This is a genomic window from Bradyrhizobium sp. BR 10289 (genome assembly GCF_019455385.1).
Classification (GTDB): Bacteria; Pseudomonadota; Alphaproteobacteria; order Rhizobiales; family Xanthobacteraceae; genus Bradyrhizobium.
In genome coordinates this window covers 136,845-155,414 of sequence record NZ_JACOFR010000005.1, presented here as the reverse complement: position 1 = coordinate 155,414, position 18,570 = coordinate 136,845, and the positions used below count along the sequence as shown (strand labels likewise).

Genomic DNA, 18,570 nt, shown 5'->3' with positions numbered 1-18,570 from the left:
AAACCAGAGCTCGGTGGCCACATATGGACAAGGCCGTCACGCCTGGAGACGATCCATGGGACCCCTGGCACTTTCCCGAAGCGAACATAGTCAAAGAAGTCCGCAACCCGAAAAGCGCCTGGAAGCGACGTGATGAAGCCGTCGCGAATGTCGCGATGGCGAACGTGAGCTTGGCTGCTTTGATTTGGTAGCAAAGGAATGGAGCCGAGAAGTCTCCATAAGGTAAACGGCGATTATGACGAGCTAAGTTCAAGGAGCCTCAAATGGATACGCGCAGCTTCATTCCTGACGCCAGCGAAGAGCAAGCTCTTTCAACAATGATGGCCTGGCGCGTTCGCGAGTTCGGGCCACCAGAGATCATGAAGTTCGAGCGCGTTCCACGGCCCGAGCCCGGCCCTGGCGAGGTCCTGGTCAAAGTCAAAGCCGCTGGAGTTGGACCATGGGACGGCTGGATCAGGGCTGGCAAGAGCGCTTTGCCGCAACCGCTTCCCCTGACTCTGGGCTCGGATCTCTCCGGCGAAATCGTCGCCATGGGCCCTGACGTTCCCGAGTTAGCTGTGGGAGATCAGGTGTACGGTGTTACGAACCCGCAGTTTGTCGGGGCTTACGCCGAATACGCTGTTGCATCCGCAGGAATGGTTTCGACTAAGCCAACCTCGCTAACCCACGTTGAAGCCGCCTCCGTTCCTGTCGTTGCCGTCACCGCATGGCAGGCATTATTTGATCACGCCCAACTCAAAGCAGCTCAAACCGTGCTCATTCAGGGAGCGGCCGGTAACGTGGGATCCTATGCGGTTCAACTGGCCCGTCACGCGGGCGTGCAAACCGTCGCGACCATATCGACGGCCGATATTTCCGCCGTGCGTGACCTCGGCGCAAACACCGTGATTGATTACCGAACCCAGCGCTTTGAGAAAAAAGTAAAGGACGTGGACGCTGTTATTGATCTGGTCGGCGGCGAAACTCAAGACCGCTCATTCCAGGTCCTTCGTCGCGGCGGCAAGCTGATCTCGGCAGTGTCCCGCCCGGATCAGGATATTGCAAAGCGCTACGGTGTTGAAGCCGCCTTCTTTTTGGTCAACGTCACGAGCCAATATCTGACGAAGATCGGTCGCTTGATCGATGACGGAAAGCTGCGAACAAACGTGGGGGCAGTCTTACCCCTCGCGGATGCGCGCGAAGCTCATTTGATGCTGGAACGCGTACGGCCTCAGCCGAAAGGAAAGATCGTGCTCGACGTCGGAGTGAGTTGATCAGCGTAATTTCGCAGTTGCGCTCGCGCGTAATGCGCAGCCAAACCCAACAGTAACTCTTGAAAGGACGCAACGATGACAACCCCAACTCTCGCCCATGCTCTCGTCATTCCCGATTCCCTACTCGCGAAAGAGGCGACGGACATCCTGCGCGAACATTCCACCGATCTGCTCTTTAATCACTCGATCCGCGTCTACTTGTTCGCGACTGAGCAGGGGCGTCTGAGGAATCTGCACTTCGACCGTGAGCTTCTGTACGTCGCCGCCGCATTTCACGATCTCGGCCTGATCAAGAAGTTCTCGAGCCCAGACGAGCGCTTCGAGGTCGATGGCGCAAATGCCGCGAGGCAGTTTCTTAGTACCCACAACATCGCTGACGATCAGGTGCAGACCGTCTGGGAAGCAATCGCGCTGCACACCCCCCCCGGGATCCCGAAGTACATGGGTCCTGAAGTAGCGCTCCTCAATTCCGGTGTTCTTCTCGATGTCATTGGAGTGGGGTACGAGCAATTTCCTGCAGAACTCCGCGAGGAAATCGTCGCCAAGTACCCTCGCACAAATTTCAAAGAAGGCTTCATTCAGGAGTACTTTGCCGGTTTTGCGCACAAGCCAGCGACCACGTATGGCACCGTCAACGCCGCCGTCTGCGAACGTTTCATCCCGGGGTTCAAGAGCCCCAACGCCTGCGACCTGATTGCTGCTTCGCCATTCCCGGATTTCCCGCACAAGCTTCACCATCATGACTAGGACCTGTCCTGTGCTCCAAGAGCTCACTCCCGGTCGCGCGCAAGCTATCAGCGCCGAATCGCTGGCCTTCCTCATTTTGGCTAATACTGGGCGCTCTGCCTCGGCAGCGCGATGGGTGTCGCGCCGGGCGCTGTGGTCATTGCTAATGGCGCGGTAGAGCAGCTCGGCTGGGTAGCTGCGGAATTTGCTACGGCAGCTCTGTTGTCGGTGCTGCTCAGCGGCAGCAGCACATCAGGCCGAAGGTGATGGCGGCGGTGATGGCTTCTCATCGGAAGCTTCACCATGACCATCGGTTCGGCTCTGCGTCCTTGTTTCAAGCGGCTGCGTGAACTCGTTAGAAGAGGAAGTGCGATGATGTCGATCAGTGGATTTCCGTGTGGAATTGGTGCCGTATCAAACATGTCGGCAAAAGCAGCGAGAAAAGCACGGCGAACGGCCGCCGTCCCGCTGATAGCAGCAGCAATCGCCCTAGGAGCCTCCCCGGCGAAGGTCCAGGACCGGGAGCAGGTGAAAGTCGCCTTCGCGCACGCGCTGCCGAATGTAGAAGGAAAGAGACTGGTTGCTGTGACGGTGACCTATCCTCCCGGAGCCAAATCACTCGCTCATCACCATGCAGCGACAGCTTTTATCTACGCCTATGTGCTGTCCGGGGCCGTCCGCAGTCAAGTCGGCGACGAACCCGCGAAGATCTATCACGCGGGCGAAAGCTTTTATGAAATGCCCGGTTCACATCACCAGATCAGTGAAAATGCGAGCGACAAAGAGCCCGCCAGCTTACTGGCAGTCTTCGTTGTCAATTCCAAGGACGAACCCCTGACCACGCCAGACAAGGCGCCGGGATCGCAATAATGGCGAGCCAAATCCGCCTATCGCAGTGACGGTATTTTTTCGAGCTACAAGGGGCGGGTTGGCCGGTGGGAGAGCAAAAATCGACCAATAGAAGTCCAAAGCGCCTGCTTGATCCCGGATGCAGGAATGTTCGTTCTGTTGCCTCCCGGATCGCGCCGGGCCTTTTGCACGGTCCGGACTACCTGCATAATACGGCACCGGAGCGGAGAGGTAGTAGCAGGTGCCGGTACAAACCGTCGCGATCGTCGTTTGTGAGGGGGTCCAGGCGCTGGACGTGGCGGGGCCGATGGACGTGTTCAGCGAGGCAAACACGTTTCTCAGCAGCGCGGACCGCTATGAAACGGTATTGGTTGCTGCTCACCGCAATCCGCTGCGCGCGTCGAACGGCATACGCATGGTCGCCGACCTGACCTTCGAGGAGGCGGCGGGCGGCTTCGACATCGTTCTGGTGGCCGGCACTCCGACGCCACCGAAAGTGGAGCCCGAACCCTGCCTGCTTCAGTGGGTCAAGGAACTGCCGTGGCGCTCGAGCGTCTATGGATCGATCTGCACAGGGGCTTTTGTGCTCGGCTATGCCGGCCTCCTCGACGATCGGCGAGTCACGACCCATTGGCAGGATGCACAGACGCTGGCGGCAAGGTTTCCGAAGGCAAGAGTCGAACCGGATCTGATCTATGTCCGCGATGGACGGTTGATCACCGCGGCTGGTGTGACTGCGGGGATAGATTTGGGCTTGGCGCTCGTCGGGCAGCGGCACGGCGCGGAAACGGCGCTCAAGGTCGCCAAGCGGCTGGTTGTCGTTGCCCAGCGCCAGGGCGGACAATCGCAGTTCAGTCCCTATCTCACGGCACCTGCCGATCCGAAATCGCCCATCGCACGCATCCAGGACCATGTCATGGCCAATATTGGGGATCGCCATACGTTGGAGTCGCTTGCCGCTGTGGCCGGCATGAGCCCCCGGAATCTGGCTCGGCATTTCGGGCAGGTGACCGGGACCACACCGCACGAATTCATCGAGCGCGCCCGCATTGATGCCGCGCGCATGATGCTGGAAGCAAGCGACCGACCGCTGAAGGCCATTGCCTTCGATTGCGGCTTCGGATCTGCGGATCGGATGAGGATTGTCTTCAGCACCCGTCTCGGCGTGACCCCTGTCCAATATCGCGCCAGCTTCCGGCGAGCAGAACCGGAATAGTTCGCGGGCTATCCGAGGACGAAACTGCGGGCTCCTACTGCCCTGAAGCTCCGAGCGGCCCTTTGTCAGGAAACGACGTGCGGTTGTCCTGATCCGTAGCATCCCGCTCGTTGTCCGGAGCAGAGCTCTGTTGCCTAATTCCGACAAGCAACCAGCCGCTATCCAGCCGAGGAGATTGCTCCATGTCCGAGATCATCGCCGGCATTCGCGTGCCGGACAGCGCCATCGCGCGCGCAGCCACGCAGCTCGTGCGCGATACCGAAGACGACCTGCTCTACAACCATAGTCGCCGTGTCTTTCTTTGGGGCGCGCTCACGGGCGAGCGCCGTGGGCTGAAATATGACCCGGAGCTGCTTTACCTCGGCGCCATGTTCCACGACATGGGCCTCACCGAGAAATATTCGAGCCCCGATCTGCGCTTCGAGGTCGACGGCGCCAATGCCGCCCGCAACTTCATGAAAAGCTACGGCGTGCCCGAGCGTGACATCGAGGACGTCTGGACCGCGATCGCGCTCCACACGACGCCCGGAATCCCCGAGCATATGCGCCCGAGCATCGCGCTGGTGACCGCCGGCGTGGAGATGGATGTGCTCGGCATCGCCTATCACGACTTCACGCATGAACAGCGCGACCATGTCTGCGTCCATCATCCGCGCGAGACAAATTTCAAGGAGAACATCATCGATCACTTCGCCAACGGCATCATCAAGAAGCCGCTGACGACGTTTGGAAACGTGAAGGCCGACGTCCTCGCGCTCAAGGACATGAACTATGTCCGTCAGAACTTCTGCTCGATCATTCTTGGCTCAGCGTGGCCGCACTGAGACGTTGTTGCTCCCGGTTCGCCGGACGGTGCAGATCTGGAATCGATGGCCGCTGGCGCAAAGCGGACATCTCGCGACGCTGAAAGTTCTGCTAAGGGTCACAATGTGGAAAACCCTCATTGGGCAAATCTGGTCCGCACTGTCGCGATGAGCGGGCCTCAGAGAGACACAGCGCAATTTCGCAGCAGGCAGCTGCGAAATGGCGCTACCCTGTGCGTAAGTCTTTTAAGAAGCCCCGCCCGGCGGACCGGACGGGGCTTGGTGGGGCGCTCTTACTCGCCGGTCTTGCGCGGCCGCGACCAGAGCAGGGTGTAGCCTTCACCGCCCTCGTCATCGAACAGGTTCGCGTAGATCGGCGCGTTGAACGAGGGGTCGTCGAGCTTGAGCGAGAGGTAGTCGCGGCCTTCCTCGGAACGCTTCGACCAAGCTGCGCCAATCTCCGCGCGACCCACATAGATGCGGTGGCTGGGAGCGTTGTCGTTGGATCGGTTGGTCTCGGCGACGATGCGGACGCCCTTGGCCTTCAGGCTCAGGGTCACGATCTCGCCCTGGAACTCGTTGCCGACCTTCTTGAAAGAACCGATGTTAGCCATGTCACTTCTCCTAGTGTGTTTCGAGCCCGCGACCACCGCGGCCTCGATGGCGATCTGCAGGCCGAAGACGATCGGCGACGCACCCGCTCGCGGGCCGGAGCGCAGCGGAGGACGCCGTTGTGGCGACTTTCTTGCCTCGCGAGGAATGGGCGAAGCCCAGGGGAAGAAAGTCGCATCAACGGCGTTGCGGCTCAGACGATCGAGGCGAAGCCGGTCTTCGGCCAGATCAAGCCATCAACGAGGCCACGTGCGTCCGCGTGCTGAACCACTCTAAGAAGCGTGGCTATCTCGGTTTTGACGAACAAGAGGTCGGAACGATTCAGCGCGGAAAGAGAAACAATCTCCTGCAAATGGCGGCATCGTCTCTCAAGAACGGATCGGGTAACATCGCTCTGCCGCGGCTGCGTGGGGCCAGACCGAATGCCGGCAGCTTGATCGAGGAGTTCCGAGGAGGACTGCCTCTCCCGCGCTCAGGTATCGATCATCCCCCGTTCACCGCGCCGATTTACGCGAACCTGTTCGACGATGATGGCGGGAAACGGTCATCCCCCCGGGCCACGCGGCCGTAACATCTGCTTAGGACGGGTTCTCCACCACCCCACCCGGCTCTAACGGGCGGGTCTCCGCCAAAACCATCAAGCGCGTCCATGACGTAACGCCAATGCAAACCGCGCCCAAGCAAGCGAAGACCTCACGCCAAGCCAGCGAAGGCACCCCGATCTGGGACACGGCGGACACCACATGATAGCCGGCGACGGCAGCGGGAATAGCGAATGCTGTCGCGATCGCGATGCGCAAGGCCAAGGACCGAGTAACAGCAAAGGCGACTTGGCCGAGAAGGAGCGTCAGCGCACCGCCGGCCGTTGCGAGAACCAGCGCGCCGATGAGGCCGGCGCCGCTCTGAAGCGCCGTTATCCCGATACTCAGCGCGACGAAAAACGGCAAGGCATACACAGCGAGCGCAAAGATCGCCCAGCAGAACAAGCCGATGCCGAGTGTGTTGAGAACAAGCCCAATGGCGAGCATGGTGGTGGCTCCATGTGCATAGATGTACCAGTTGCGCCTTCCACCACCACCACGGCGCAACTCTGGATATGAGACCGAAAGGAGGCGGAGTTGCGGCGTGAGCAATTTCGCCTCGAAGACTTCAGTTGAGAAGGCGGCGCTCACGCGCCGCCGAACCTCCAGACGGGAATGCCGAGCCGCTTCGCCTTATCAGCGAGATTGTCCTGGATTCCCGTGCCCGGGAAGTGCATGACGCCGATCGGCAGGAGTTCGAGCATGGCGTCGTTGCGCTTGAAGGGCGCCGCCTTGGCGTGCTTGGTCCAATCGGGCTTAAATGCGATCTGTGGCACCTTGCGAGTGGTCGCCCATTTGGAAGCGATAAGCTCCGCCCCTTTGGGCGAGCCGCCGTGGAGCAGGACCATGTCAGAGTGTTTGGCGTAGACCTTGTCGAGGCGGTCCCAGATGAGAAGGTGGTCATTGAAGTCGAGCCCGCCGGTAAGTGCGATCTTTGGTCCTGGCGGCAACAAGACCTCGGTTTCAGTGCGACGCTTGGCTGCGATGAAGTCGCGGGAGTCGATCATTGCGGCAGTCAGCGTTCGGTGGTTCACCAGCGATCCCGACCGAGGGCGCCAGAATGATCCGGTGTGCGTTTCATAGCGTTCGATGGCCTGGTCGCGGAAGAATTCTAAGCAGTTGCGGCGCTCGATCAAAGTGATGCCTTCGGCCGTCAAGCGCTCGAGCTCGACTGATCTTACCTCGGAGCCATTCTGCTCGCGCTGGCTCTTCTGCTGCGCCTGTTCGTTGTCGTCGAGATGCCGTTCGATGCGGTCGGCGGCTCGATGGAACAAGTTGACGGTCGACCACAGCAGATCGCCCAGGTCCGGCTCGAGCCGCGTGTCGCTCAACGTCGCGACCAGGGCGTCGAACACATCGGCGACGGCGCCAGCGATCATCTTGCCATCGGGGAGCGGTCGTGGGTCAGGCTGATCGTCGAAGGGACGGTAACCGAAGAGCTGTAGTTCGGTGAGGACGTGGTCAGTTGGAGAAGGGGCGTGCAGCTGTTCAACGTCGTCGTGGTCGGTCATTGGAGGGATCCTCTGCCGGATCGGCCGCGCCCATCGCGGCCTTCGTGGCGATCACTCAGACGGCGGGCGGAGCGGGCCAGAACCCGCAAGGGCCGAAGCGGCAGCGGAGGATGGCGGAGGCCGACTATTTTGCTTCGCGATGCAAAGCGCGCCCGGCAGATGGCCAATGTGTCTTGCCATCGCCTGCGCGCGGCGGAAAATAGCCGGGCGTAGCCATTGCCGGCCCGGTCCGCTTGCCGTCCGATCGCCCTCTAGAAGGCCGAGGTCGCGTCCTCTTCCGGCAATGGCCGCGTTATAACCGACATATAAACGTCGATCGAAGCACCGGCCTATTCTGCGGCTACTATCGCCGAATGCAGGAAGCGGACGACGTCCTCTGGCACGAGTTGAAGCCGCAACGCTGCTCGCAGGGGCTCGAGACCGAAGATGTGCAGGTCTTCGTTGAAATCGCCCAGCCGGGGCGACAATGTGATCGCTTCAACGCCGGCTTCTTGCGCGCGCTGGGTGAGAATAGCCTGTACGGCATCTCCGGCGGCGTCTGCGTCACGGGCGATATAGAGTCGGCGTAGGCCAGACGGCAGCAACATGGCTGAGAGGTGATTAGCCGAGAGAGCAGCAGTCATGGGCAAGGTCGGCAGTACATAACGCAGCGACAACATGGTCTCGATCCCCTCGCCCGCAGCGAGCACGTCGTCCACCATACCGAAGCGAACGGCGTTACCAAGCAGGTCGCCCATGGCCCGTCGTGGCGTGTCGATTGGGGCCTTGCCGAGCCGCACGCGATCAAAGCCGTATGGATCTAGCCAGGTGCGATGCACGCCGGTGATCCGTCCCTCGATGTCCGTGACAGAGCCTATCATCGCCGGCCAGGTTTCAGTCGGCAAATGCTCGTCCGATCGGTAGTAGCAGCGCGGGTGGAAGCGGAGGCTGCCACCATGGTTGATGCAAGCAATTCCGCGACGCTGCAAGTACGCCTCGGCTAATGTCCCTTCAATCGGGCTTGATATCGCAAAGAGCCGACGAGCGGCTTCCTGCGATCCGGCCGGCGCGACTGAACGAATGGGTTTCTGAGCGAATTGCTTTTCTGAACGAGGCAGCTTTAGAAACCGCCTCGCTTCCTCGGCGACCTCGCGAAAGTCTCGCAAGGTCATACTTTCGCGGATGATGTCGAGGAGATCACCATGTTCGCCCGTTGCAGCATCGGTCCACTTGCCGGCGGCGCCCTTCGGTGATTCGTACAGCCGTACAAACAACGAGCGGCCCGGCGTGTTGTGGACGTCGCCGACCAGCCAGTACCGCCCCGCCCGCCTGCCATTGGAGAGATAGTGTCGGCACACCGCCTCAGCCTCGCGTGAGAGGCGGCGTGCTAGTTCGGAAGCATCGCGGGACATCAGGCGACCTCCCGCTCACTGATGCGCACCACCGGATAGGTTTCGAGCACCCTCGACAGGATCTCGACGCCGCTCCCGTCCGTAGGTACAAACATGCGGAGCTTCCAGGAAATGATCTCCCCAAAGAGACCGTAAGCCCGGAGGTGATCGCGCATCGTGTCGTTGAAACCCGACAGCTCGATACGGTACGCGCCCATCACCCGGACGCGGCGAAGCTGGAGCTCCTCCGTGAGGTCGAGGACCGTTCGTCCCTCCATCAACGCGGCAAAGGCAGCGCCCGGTGTCAGCGCAGGCGCGTCCAACGCAAGGACGCTTGCGACCCACGCGGCCGAAACCTTGCGGCCGATGATGCGCTCGCCCGTATCGGTCTGAAGCCGATAGACGCGAGTCGATTCGTTCGGCAGGCGCTTCCAGATGGGTAGCAGCAATCCCGCAACGACGTGGATCGTGCTTTCCGTGAACTCAGGCGCCTCGGCAAGCTCCGCCAGCCAGGCCGCGGCAAAACGTTCGCGATCAGCTTCGACCCAATGGCTTTCCGCCATCATGTTCAGTGGGACCTGGTGCTGCTCCATAGGGCGGATCAGGCGGACGCGGCGCTCGATCTCGCCGTCGTCGAGCATGATGCTCGGGGCCGGAACCTGCACGGCGGCCCGTCCCGAGCGCTCATTGATCAGCAAGACAGCATGATTGGATAGACGAGCAAGGGCGTCATCCAATCCAACAGGATGGTTACGCTGGTGCTGGACGATGCTGAGCAGCCGCGTCTCGGCGCCTGTGCGCGGATGGACATAGATTGTCCTCCGGTCCGTGACCATAAAGCTTTCGGCACGGAGCGTTTCCAGCCCGAGGTCGTAGGTGCTCGACGCGACAGCGCCCTCTATCCGAGCGGTCAAGAGCTGCTCAAAGGCGGTGAACAGGACATTCTGCAGGTCGATAGTGAGCGCCAACAACCTGTTCAGGAATGTCGTGATCTGCGGCAGGTCATCTCTGAGCCCGTTGGCATCCGTCAATTTCAGGCCGGTCGCATCCTCGAACCTCCCAAGCGAGCAGCCGTCGACCTTGCCGCGCGCGAGCAGCGTGTAGAGCTGACGCAATGCATCACGTCCGTACTGGCTTTCGAGATTGTCCTCGGGCCGGAACAGGCCCTGTCCTCCGGTCTGACGTTGGCCGCGCGTAATGGCTCCCAACGTGTCGAGCCGGCGGGCAATGGTACTGAGAAAGCGCTTTTCGGCCTTCACGTCTGTGGCAATCGGACGAAACAACGGTGGCTGCGCTTGATTGGTCCGGTTGGTGCGGCCGAGGCCCTGGATCGCAGCATCGGCCTTCCAACCGGGCTCGAGCAGGTAATGCACGCGCAACCGCTGATTCCGAGCCGACAGCTCGGCATGGTAGCTCCTCCCCGTGCCGCCCGCGTCGGAGAACACAAGGATGCACTTGACGTCGTCCATGAAAGCCGAGGTCTCCGCGAGGTTGGCTGAACCGGCTCGATTTTCGACCACCAACCGATCGTCCTTGCGCACGATGCGGCGCGAGCAGCCGGTGACCTCGGCAACCATGTCGGTGCCAAAACGCTGGACGATCTGATCCAGCGCACCCGGTACCGGTGGTAAGGAGGCGAGCTTGTCGATCAAACGGTCGCGTCTTGCGACAGCTTCCCGGCTCTCGACTGGCTGTCCGTCGCGATAGACAGGCCGAGAGCCGAGGTTGCCCTCCGAGTCGGTAAAGGGTTCGTAGAGCTGGACCGGAAAGGAATGTGCGAGGTAGTCGAGCACATACTCGCGCGGGGTAATGTCGACCTGAACGTCGCCCCACTCTTCGGTCGGGATCTCGGCGAGCCGGCGCTCCATCAGCGCTTCGCCCGTTGAGACAATCTGGATGACGGCGGCATGGCCGGCGTCGAGATCGCGGTCGATCGATCGGATGAGCGACGGCGTCTTCATCGAGGTCAGCAGATGACCGAAGAAGCGCTGTTTGGCGCTCTCGAAGGCGGATCGCGCCGCGGATTTTGCCTGCCCGTTCAGCGTTCCAGTTTCGCCGGTGATGTTGGCGACCCGCATCGCCGCGTCGAGGTTGTTATGGATGATGCTGAACGCATCGGCATAGGCGTCGTAGATACGAACCTGCTCCGGCGTAAGCTGGTGCTCCACGAGTTCGTACTCGACGCCCTCATAGGACAATGAGCGAGCGGCGTAGAGGCCGAGCGCCTTGAGGTCGCGCGCCAGCACCTCCATCGCCGCGACCCCACCCTGCTCGATTGCCTCGACGAACTCGGCACGTGTGGCGAATGGGAACTCGGCACCGCCCCAAAGGCCGAGGCGTTGGGCATAAGCGAGGTTGTGGACTGTGGTGGCGCCCGTCGCCGACACATAAACCACGCGAGCATTGGGCAAGGCGTGCTGGAGCCTCAGGCCTGCGCGCCCCTGTTGAGAAGCCGCCTGGTCACCGCGCTCGCCCTTGCCCCCGACCGCATTCTGCATGGCATGGCTCTCGTCGAAGACGATCACTCCGTCGAAGTCGGAGCCCAACCATTCAACGATCTGCCTGACACGCGAAAGCTTCTCGCCACGCTCGTCGGTGCGTAGCGTGGCATAGGTGGAAAAAAGGATGCCTTCCGAAAGCCGGATCGGTGTGCCCTGGCGGAACCGGGACAGGAGCGTAACGAGCAGTCGCTCCATGCCGAGCGCGGACCAGTCGCGCTGCGCATCTTCGATCAGCTTGTCGGATTTGCTGATCCAGACAGCACGGCGGCGGCCCTTGAGCCAATTGTCGAGCAGGATGCCGGCGACCTGCCGTCCCTTGCCCGCGCCGGTCCCATCACCCAAGAACCAGCCGCGGCGAAAGCGGACGGCATCTTCTGCGTCGTCGCGCGCGGCGGCCACAAGGTCAAAGGTCGCATCGACGGTCCAGGAGCCCGCGAGAAATTCGGAATGCGCCTCGCCAGCATAAATGACGCTCTCGATCTGGGCGTCCGACAGAACTCCATCTGCCACCAGACTTGAAGGCAGGTGCGGACGGTATGAGGGCCTCGGTGGTGCAACGGAGGCCATCGCCGCCGACTGCACGAGCTTGGTCGGATGTGCGGACGATCCGGGAATACGGATCGACTGCAATCCGTACTCCTCATACAGCGCATCGGTGAGGCGGGCGCCTTCCGGCGGCGACCATTCGACGGTCTCGTACGCAAGTTCCACACCTTCCGGCGCGCTCCGCGAAGTCGGCGAGGGGCTTGGTGCAATGGCGCCGGCCGATCGGAGCATCGCAGGGCGCCTAACGATGTCGGCCACGACCGGCACGGCAACGGGTAGCCTCGGAGGCGCGTGCTGCGTCACCCACTCGAGCAAGGTGGCGACATCGCCCGCCATGCCTTGAGAGGCGGGAAAAGCCTTCGGATCGGCGGCGGGCAACTTATCGATGACGAGCAGCCCTGTGTCCGTCTGAGTGCCGTGCTTGGCGTAGACGGCGCCGTCGATCGTGGCCGAGAACACGACCCGTCCGCGCTCCTGGAGGCGAACAAAGGCCTCTAGCCACGCCGGGTTATCCGGCGCAAGGCCTGCGCCAACGATGGCGACGAGGCGTCCACCGTCGCAAAGGCGCGCGAGCGCCGAAGCGATGTGCCGGAAAGCGGCGTCTGCCATCCGTCGATCGACATTCGTTACCGCGGAGAACGGCGGGTTCATCAGAACCACGCTCGGCGCAACGTTCGCGTCGAGATGATCATCGATCTGCGCGGCGTCGAACCGCGTGACCTCAACGTCGGCAAACAATTGATCTAGCAGCGCCGCGCGGCCTTCAGCCAACTCGTTCAACATCAGAGAGCCGCCGGTGAGCTCGGCAAGGATGGCGAGCAAGCCGGTCCCAGCGGATGGCTCCAGAACGCGGTCGGCAGGCGTAATGCCGGCTGCGGTGCATGCGGCCAGCCCAAGCGGGATCGGCGTCGAAAATTGCTGGAGCGCCTGGCTGTCCTCGGAGCGCCGCGTATGGGTCGGCAGACAGCTCGCGATTCTCGCGAGCATTGGCAGCATGGCAGCCGTCGAGCCAGCCTTGGCGCGGATGGCCGGACCGAACTTGCGCAGGAAGAGAACGGTTGCCGCCTCGCAGACATCATAGGCGGTCTTCCAGTTCCAGGCGCCGGCCGCGTCCGAGGCACCGAAGGCAGCCTCCATGGCGCCACGCAGGACTGCGGCATCGATGCGACGGCCGCGTTCGAGATCAGTCAAGATCTGTCGGGCGGCCTTGAGGGCGGCAGTGGTGAGAGTGGCAGCGGCACGCATCGAGAGCGGCGCGGCGGCAGCGCCGCCCGCGAGAGATTCGGTCATGACAGGATTTCCTTCGGAGAGCGGGAACGGGTCGAACCATCAGGCGCTCTCCTTTCACCTAACGGCTCAAAGCCTTCCCGGCCCTGCTCTCCCTCTCAGCCTCGCCCATAAAAATGGGGGACCGGCGTTGCACACCGGTCCCCAAGCAACTGCGTTATGGCCGAAGCCATCCCGCTCTGTGTCACTCAGCCGCGTCGAGCTGTAGCGGGTCATCGTCGCCGGCGTTCTCCCGATCCTCGTCGTCGGCGAGGAATTCGGGCAGAGGGCCTGCTTCGCCTTCCTGCGTCACGGGCGCCGCATCGGGATCGATGAGGCGCAGCGGCTCCGGCAACCAGCCCGAACCATCGAGTAGACGCTCGGCCTCCTTTGCCATCTCAGCCTTCTTCAGATGGTCGATCAGTTGTACCGACGGCTCGCCCTTGGCTTGCCGCACCGCCTCCAGAATGCGCGGCTTGGTGACCCGGCCGAGATAGTTGTCGACGGTCGGCCGCCAGCCAGCCCGCACCATGTCGAGCCCGACTGCGCGCGCCAGCACATCAGCTTGGTTGAAACGGGTGCGGACACCGTGAGCGGAGACACGGCCTTGATTGTAGCGGTTGGCCGGCTCATAGACGGCATTCACCGCAAATGATGCACAGTGGGCGAACAGCGACGCCTGTGCACCACCATCGAGAGCCGTCAGCGCATCCCAGAGATCGTTCTCGCTCTTCGGCAACCGTGCCTTCCAGGCCTCATGCCGCGCCTCGACAGCTTTGGCAGAGACGCTTTCCCTCAGCCCCGGAGCTTGGGCTGGAAAGTTCGGCGTGCGAAGGCCGATCTCAAGACAGCTACCGGACGATGCGAACCGGTAAAAGGCCGTCAGCACGAAATTATGCAGCACCGCCTGGAACGCGATCGCAGGATTTTCTGCCAGTGCATCCCGCAATGCCAGCGTACGATGTGCCGTCAGCTCGGTGATCAGCCGATCCGGCAGAGGCCTGGCCGGATCCTCATCATCTTCTTCAGCATCGGGAGCACTACCCGCGACCGCGATCACTGTGCGCTGGACGGAAGCGCCCTCTTCTTGACCTTCGGTCGACAACGCACCGGTGTCTTGCCCGACGTCGCAATCAGGCACCTCGTCCTCTGGCCGGACGTAACCCCGGGCCACCGAGAGGCGCCCCTCGGAATCGATACTGATGAAGACGCCAGCTCGGGCGATCTCGGTCGAATCGTAGTGCATCGGCCGGTTTTCGAATGGCGCCAGTGCCTCCTCGATTTCGCCGAGACGCCGGTCGATTTCGTCGGGCAGCTCGTCTGCATCCTGATATTCGGTTTCCAGCTTGGCTTGCTCGGCGTTCAGGGCATCGATGGTGGCCTGCTCTTCAGGCGAGAGATCGACAGGTTTGCCCTCGATTTCTCGTAGCCCTTGAGTGTGACCGTAAGAGAACTCTACGGCGACCGAGATCCACTTCCAGCCTTCGGCCGCGATCGTCTCAGCTTCGGCCTTGAGCTTTTCGGTCACGAGGCGGTCGAGCAACACGACGTCCTGAAGCCAGCCGCCGTCGTCGTGCTCGAACAAATCCCGCAGAACGCCGCCACCCGCGTGCTGATAGGTATCGAGGCCCACAAACTGCGCCCGGCGATCGGACCCGCGCACTGTGTTCTCAGTGAGCATGCGGCGGATCTGGTATGGCTCGTCGTAGCCGGAGCGGCTGACGTTCTCCCAGACTTGCTCCTGGCGGGCGTGATCGGCCGTGACCGAGAACGCCATGAGCTGCTCGAGCGTCATGCCGTCTTCGGCATAGACCTCATGCAGCTTCGGCGACACCGACGCCAGCCTCAGCCGCTGCTTCACGATCGCAGGGTTCACGAAGTGCCGGGCGGCGATGTCTTCCTCGCTCATGCCGAGGTCGCGGAGCGTCTGGAAGGCCCGAAACTGATCGAGTGGATGCAGGCCGACCCGCTCGTCGTTCTCCGCCACCGAGTCATCCTCGGCGATGCCCCCTTCGCGGACGACGCACGGCACCGCCTGCGTCTTGGACATCCGCTTCTGTTTCACCAGGAGCTCGAGAGCCCGATAGCGCCTGCCGCCTGCCGGCACCTCGAACATGCCGGTCTCGTTGCCATCTGCATCAACGACGGCCCGGACGCTCAGACTTTGCAAGAGCGTACGCTGCGCGATGCTCTCGGCTAGCTGCTCGATCGAGACACCGGCCTTGACGCGGCGAACGTTCGACTGGCTGAGCATGAGCTTGTTAAACGGAATGTCCCGGGAAGGCGACAGCGTGATCTTCTGTACGGCTTTCGTCATTTCGGCTCTCCACGACGGGCGGCCGTGAGACTCTCTCTCGGCTTCCAACCCGTCGTGAACAGCCTTCCCTCCTCTCACTCTCGCGCGAGGCCGAGCATCACGCCGGCTCGGGATCGGCGACAGCCGAATCCAGCGACGCGGGCTCAACGGACTTGGGAATGAAGTCGAGCAAATAGTCTGCGGCCTTGCTCGCCTGCGAGGCGGCCCGCACGATGGCCCGATTGTCTTCGCGCAGGACTTCAAGCCAGGAGCCGATATAGTCAGCATGGCGCACGGTCGGGACGATCCCGAGCGACGCGCAGCTGAACGCGGAACTCAACTCGGCGACCAGTTCTTCGAAGGCATACTTCTTCGTACCGTAGGATCCGCTCTGGTCGCGGTTGAGGCGCGAGGGATGCCCAGTCGCATGACCGAGTTCATGCAAGGCCGTGCGGTGCCAGTTGATGGGTTCGAAATAGGCCTGCGGCGGCGGGACCTGCACGAAGTCTTCGGCCGGTGCGTAGAATGCGCGATCGCCACCAATCCGAAAGGAGACCCCGGTGGCCTTGATCAAAGCCTCCACCGTGGGCTCGATCAGACCTGGCGGCGATGGCGGAGCCGCGGTAGCGATCTCGTTGGGGAGTCCGGCGCATTGGTCAGTGTTGAAGACGGTGAATCGCTTGAGAAATGGAATGGCCTGCGCTTCGTCGCCAGTCTCGGCGGCGCGCCGCTTCTCATCACGCGGGACAAAACGGTCGGCGTAGACCACCGCGGTGCCACGCTCCCCCTCACGCACATGGCCTCCAAGCGACAGCGCTTGCCGGAACGTGAGCCAGCTTTGACCGCTGTAACCATGCTCGATCGCGCTTCCCCAAAGCAGAAGGACGTTGATCCCGCTGTAGGAGCGATCGGTCGAAGCATTTTTCGGCATCGCCAAGGGTGCCCTTGCCGCGGCAGTGCCCCAAGGCTGGACCCAGGGCACGCGTCCGGCCTCAAGCTCGGCAATGATCTTGTCGGTGATTTCGTTATAGAGGGTTGCCCGGTCCTGGCCGGCGCGCGCGCGAGCAGTAGTGTTTGACATCGCGGGTCTCCGCGACGGGCGCCGCGAGCCTCTCTCGCAACTTCTAACCCGTCACGGAAAAACCAGCCTGCACTCTTACTCTCAGCCCTTGCGCCATCTACCGATGGCCTCATTCGCGATCAGGCGTGCGCCCAAGGGCGCATCGCCGCAACGGAAAATGGCACCCGGAGAGCGTGAGCATAGCGACCCGAAGGGGCACGCGGGTCCGAGTGCAGCGACGAGACCGGTTCAATAGCGGCGCCCGGGAGTGGGGCAGTGATAGCGATCGCCGCAGGCGAGCCCCTTTCCCGAGTGCCCCCGGCGAGGAGCACCAAAGCTCTAGCGCGAGGGATCAAAGCCGCAAGGCCGAGACGCTGCGCGGCTCGGTTCACGAGAGCCCGGTGCGGCCCTCCCCGCACGCGCCAAAACCTGAGCGAACGTGATGCAGGCAATGAATACGAGAACCGTCCGACATTTTCACAGAGTCTCACAATTATGGAAGAGAGGCCTGTGGGCGGAGCGACAGCGAAGACCACTCGCGGACGCGGAAGAGGCACCCGCAGGAGGGTCAGCATAGCGCCGACGCGTAGCGGCGGGACCCGGGACCGAGTGCAGTCGCGAGACCGGTTAAAAAGGCACCCGAGCTCGGGGCAGTGATAGCGACGCCGGAATGCAATGACGGCGGGACCCGAGAGCGAGTGCCTCCGGCGAGCGACCCAATGCGGATTCACGTTGCCTTGGTATCAATTTTGCTTTTGTGATAACGTCTCACTCGTGCGCATGTCTATGCACGGCGTGGGTATGTTCACTGAGAGCCAATTCTTACAGAGGACGACATGGCCAAGAAAGCGAAGAAGGCAAAGAAGACCGCGAAGGCAGCTACCAAGAAGGTGGCAAAGAAGACTTCAAAGAAAAAGAAGTAGTCGTATCGGCTACAGATTATTGCCGCCTCCGGGTCGCAACCCGGACGAAAAGCGAGACCTCCCAAAGGATATGAAGCGTCCTTTGCAGCCGTTCGGTGTCGCGGCACGCTAGATAAGGCCGGACCTTTGTGCAGGTGGCTGCTGCATAAAGGTCCGGTTTTTCATTTCTGCCCTGCGAGGGCGTGATCTGCTCGTGCGCGAGGGATCGAAGCCGCAAGGCCGAGACGCTGCGCGGCTCGGTTCACGAGAGCCCGGTGCGGCGACAGCCGCACGCGCAAAACGGACAAGGAGCGACCACCTGAGTTCGGACCTCTGATGTATCGAAAAGGCGGTTTCTTCAGTTCGTTCTTGCCCACCCTAGCACCTCGCCAAGCTGAATATTCCGCCTTCGAAAAATCACGAGATCCCACGATCCCGAATCCCAGTCGTGTGTTAGAGACGGTGAACGTCTACGCGACCAAACGATTCGTCTCAGCGTGGAAGAACCTTTCGATGCTGATGACCAAGCGGAGACGGCTGGCCATCCGCACCCTGCGCGGATGGGCGATCAACGTCCTGAACGAAGCAGGCGCCATCCGCGAGTGCGAGGAGCACGGTTGGATGCAAGACCGCGCCGATCCCCATGCTCGAGAGCGCGCCTTCGATATCGCCCGTCAGGACCCGCCAGCAGACGTCTCCCCTCAAGCAGCGGAGGCCGCGGTCCGCGACGTGCTGGACTCGATTGGTGATAGCTGCCCAGAATGCGCCCCTGACGAGGAGGACCGACGCTAAACAGCGACGCCAGCCCGTCTCCTACTCAGCGGCCTAGCCGTTTCTCCACACGCTTGCGTGCGCTGCCGACCTTTTTGACAGCCTTTTTCACCGCCGTCGCCGCCTTTCCAGTCTTCTTCGCCTCGTACCGCACTTCGTAGTCCTGCCCGCCTGCCACCCGCGCGGTCCTTCTTTCGTCCGAGTTCAGGCAACGCAACAAGGATTCGGCGGTTCCGGAACAGTCATGTGGCGGGCGCTGTGGCGCCTCGCCGACATCGTGCTAAGCGCCATGGTCGGAGGAGAATTT

General features: G+C 62.0%; 14 protein-coding genes and 1 pseudogene. 7 read left to right on the top strand and 8 right to left on the bottom strand.

Annotated features, from left to right (window positions below):
* The first annotated feature begins 23 nt into the window (after positions 1-23).
* The 6 genes from HYH08_RS11815 (at position 24) to HYH08_RS11790 (ending at position 4,868) form a co-directional block, all read left to right on the top strand.
* The gene (locus HYH08_RS11815) at positions 24-191 is read left to right on the top strand and encodes a hypothetical protein (protein WP_220009957.1); all 168 of its coding nucleotides are present in this window, start codon (positions 24-26) and stop codon (positions 189-191) included.
* 126 nt (positions 192-317) lie between these two features.
* Positions 318-1,253 carry an NADP-dependent oxidoreductase gene (locus HYH08_RS11810; RefSeq protein ID WP_220010132.1) on the top strand — a complete coding sequence of 312 codons (936 nt, stop codon included), beginning with the start codon at positions 318-320 and terminating at the stop codon, positions 1,251-1,253.
* Positions 1,254-1,328: 75 nt separating this feature from the next.
* Positions 1,329-2,000, top strand: a complete 672-nt coding sequence (locus tag HYH08_RS11805) for an HD domain-containing protein (protein ID WP_220009956.1) — start codon at positions 1,329-1,331, stop codon at positions 1,998-2,000.
* Between the two features lie 399 nt (positions 2,001-2,399).
* Positions 2,400-2,849 (top strand): cupin domain-containing protein, encoded by a 450-nt coding sequence (locus tag HYH08_RS11800; protein ID WP_220010131.1) that lies wholly within the window; start codon positions 2,400-2,402, stop codon positions 2,847-2,849.
* A 220-nt stretch (positions 2,850-3,069) separates the two neighbouring features.
* Complete coding sequence (locus HYH08_RS11795) at positions 3,070-4,044, top strand: GlxA family transcriptional regulator (protein WP_220009955.1); 975 nt, start codon at positions 3,070-3,072, stop codon at positions 4,042-4,044.
* A 182-nt stretch (positions 4,045-4,226) separates the two neighbouring features.
* The gene (locus HYH08_RS11790) at positions 4,227-4,868 is read left to right on the top strand and encodes an HD domain-containing protein (RefSeq protein WP_220009954.1); all 642 of its coding nucleotides are present in this window, start codon (positions 4,227-4,229) and stop codon (positions 4,866-4,868) included.
* Between the two features lie 272 nt (positions 4,869-5,140).
* On the opposite strand, the gene HYH08_RS11785 is transcribed toward HYH08_RS11790, so the two are convergent.
* The 7 genes from HYH08_RS11785 to HYH08_RS11755 all read right to left on the bottom strand — a co-directional run bounded on the left by HYH08_RS11785 (position 5,141) and on the right by HYH08_RS11755 (position 16,611).
* Entirely contained in the window at positions 5,141-5,461 is a 321-nt protein-coding gene (locus tag HYH08_RS11785; protein WP_006018714.1) for a DUF736 domain-containing protein, read from the bottom strand.
* A gap of 576 nt (positions 5,462-6,037) precedes the next feature.
* Positions 6,038-6,631 (bottom strand): hypothetical protein, encoded by a 594-nt coding sequence (locus HYH08_RS11780; RefSeq protein ID WP_349631417.1) that lies wholly within the window; start codon positions 6,629-6,631, stop codon positions 6,038-6,040.
* Positions 6,628-7,551: a DUF2493 domain-containing protein gene (locus HYH08_RS11775; RefSeq protein WP_220009953.1), complete on the bottom strand. Its 924-nt coding sequence runs from the start codon at positions 7,549-7,551 to the stop codon at positions 6,628-6,630. Before HYH08_RS11775 ends, HYH08_RS11780 begins: the two co-directional genes overlap by 4 nt.
* A 329-nt stretch (positions 7,552-7,880) precedes the next feature.
* Positions 7,881-8,942, bottom strand: coding sequence for a DUF7146 domain-containing protein (locus tag HYH08_RS11770; RefSeq protein ID WP_220009952.1), 1,062 nt, complete (start codon positions 8,940-8,942; stop codon positions 7,881-7,883).
* The gene (locus HYH08_RS11765; RefSeq protein WP_220009951.1) at positions 8,942-13,258 is read right to left on the bottom strand and encodes a strawberry notch-like NTP hydrolase domain-containing protein; all 4,317 of its coding nucleotides are present in this window, start codon (positions 13,256-13,258) and stop codon (positions 8,942-8,944) included. The genes HYH08_RS11770 and HYH08_RS11765 overlap by 1 nt, the downstream gene beginning before the upstream one ends.
* Before the next feature lie 181 nt (positions 13,259-13,439).
* On the bottom strand, positions 13,440-15,551 hold the full coding sequence (locus tag HYH08_RS11760; protein ID WP_220009950.1) for a ParB/RepB/Spo0J family partition protein: 2,112 nt from the start codon (positions 15,549-15,551) through the stop codon (positions 13,440-13,442).
* A 97-nt stretch (positions 15,552-15,648) separates the two neighbouring features.
* Complete coding sequence (locus HYH08_RS11755) at positions 15,649-16,611, bottom strand: ArdC family protein (RefSeq protein ID WP_220009949.1); 963 nt, start codon at positions 16,609-16,611, stop codon at positions 15,649-15,651.
* Positions 16,612-18,005: 1,394 nt separating this feature from the next.
* Here HYH08_RS11755 and HYH08_RS11750 point away from each other — a divergent pair.
* On the top strand, positions 18,006-18,284 hold the full coding sequence (locus tag HYH08_RS11750) for a hypothetical protein (protein ID WP_220010129.1): 279 nt from the start codon (positions 18,006-18,008) through the stop codon (positions 18,282-18,284).
* A 25-nt stretch (positions 18,285-18,309) separates the two neighbouring features.
* On the opposite strand, the pseudogene HYH08_RS11745 reads toward HYH08_RS11750, so the two are convergent.
* Positions 18,310-18,487, bottom strand: a pseudogene (locus tag HYH08_RS11745) (DUF3606 domain-containing protein).
* Between the last annotated feature and the right edge of the window lie 83 nt (positions 18,488-18,570).

What these genes read in the sequence shown, in the direction of transcription:
- HYH08_RS11755 (WP_220009949.1), bottom strand. Translation starts at nt 16,611, where the DNA reads ATGTCAAACACTACTGCTCGCGCGCGCGCCGGCCAGGACCGGGCAACC.
- HYH08_RS11770 (WP_220009952.1), bottom strand. Translation starts at nt 8,942, where the DNA reads ATGTCCCGCGATGCTTCCGAACTAGCACGCCGCCTCTCACGCGAGGCT.
- HYH08_RS11750 (WP_220010129.1), top strand. Translation starts at nt 18,006, where the DNA reads ATGCTGATGACCAAGCGGAGACGGCTGGCCATCCGCACCCTGCGCGGA.
- HYH08_RS11810 (WP_220010132.1), top strand. Translation starts at nt 318, where the DNA reads ATGATGGCCTGGCGCGTTCGCGAGTTCGGGCCACCAGAGATCATGAAG.
- HYH08_RS11760 (WP_220009950.1), bottom strand. Translation starts at nt 15,551, where the DNA reads ATGACGAAAGCCGTACAGAAGATCACGCTGTCGCCTTCCCGGGACATT.
- HYH08_RS11815 (WP_220009957.1), top strand. Translation starts at nt 24, where the DNA reads ATGGACAAGGCCGTCACGCCTGGAGACGATCCATGGGACCCCTGGCAC.
- HYH08_RS11765 (WP_220009951.1), bottom strand. Translation starts at nt 13,258, where the DNA reads ATGACCGAATCTCTCGCGGGCGGCGCTGCCGCCGCGCCGCTCTCGATG.
- HYH08_RS11785 (WP_006018714.1), bottom strand. Translation starts at nt 5,461, where the DNA reads ATGGCTAACATCGGTTCTTTCAAGAAGGTCGGCAACGAGTTCCAGGGC.
- HYH08_RS11775 (WP_220009953.1), bottom strand. Translation starts at nt 7,551, where the DNA reads ATGACCGACCACGACGACGTTGAACAGCTGCACGCCCCTTCTCCAACT.
- HYH08_RS11805 (WP_220009956.1), top strand. Translation starts at nt 1,329, where the DNA reads ATGACAACCCCAACTCTCGCCCATGCTCTCGTCATTCCCGATTCCCTA.
- HYH08_RS11790 (WP_220009954.1), top strand. Translation starts at nt 4,227, where the DNA reads ATGTCCGAGATCATCGCCGGCATTCGCGTGCCGGACAGCGCCATCGCG.
- HYH08_RS11800 (WP_220010131.1), top strand. Translation starts at nt 2,400, where the DNA reads ATGTCGGCAAAAGCAGCGAGAAAAGCACGGCGAACGGCCGCCGTCCCG.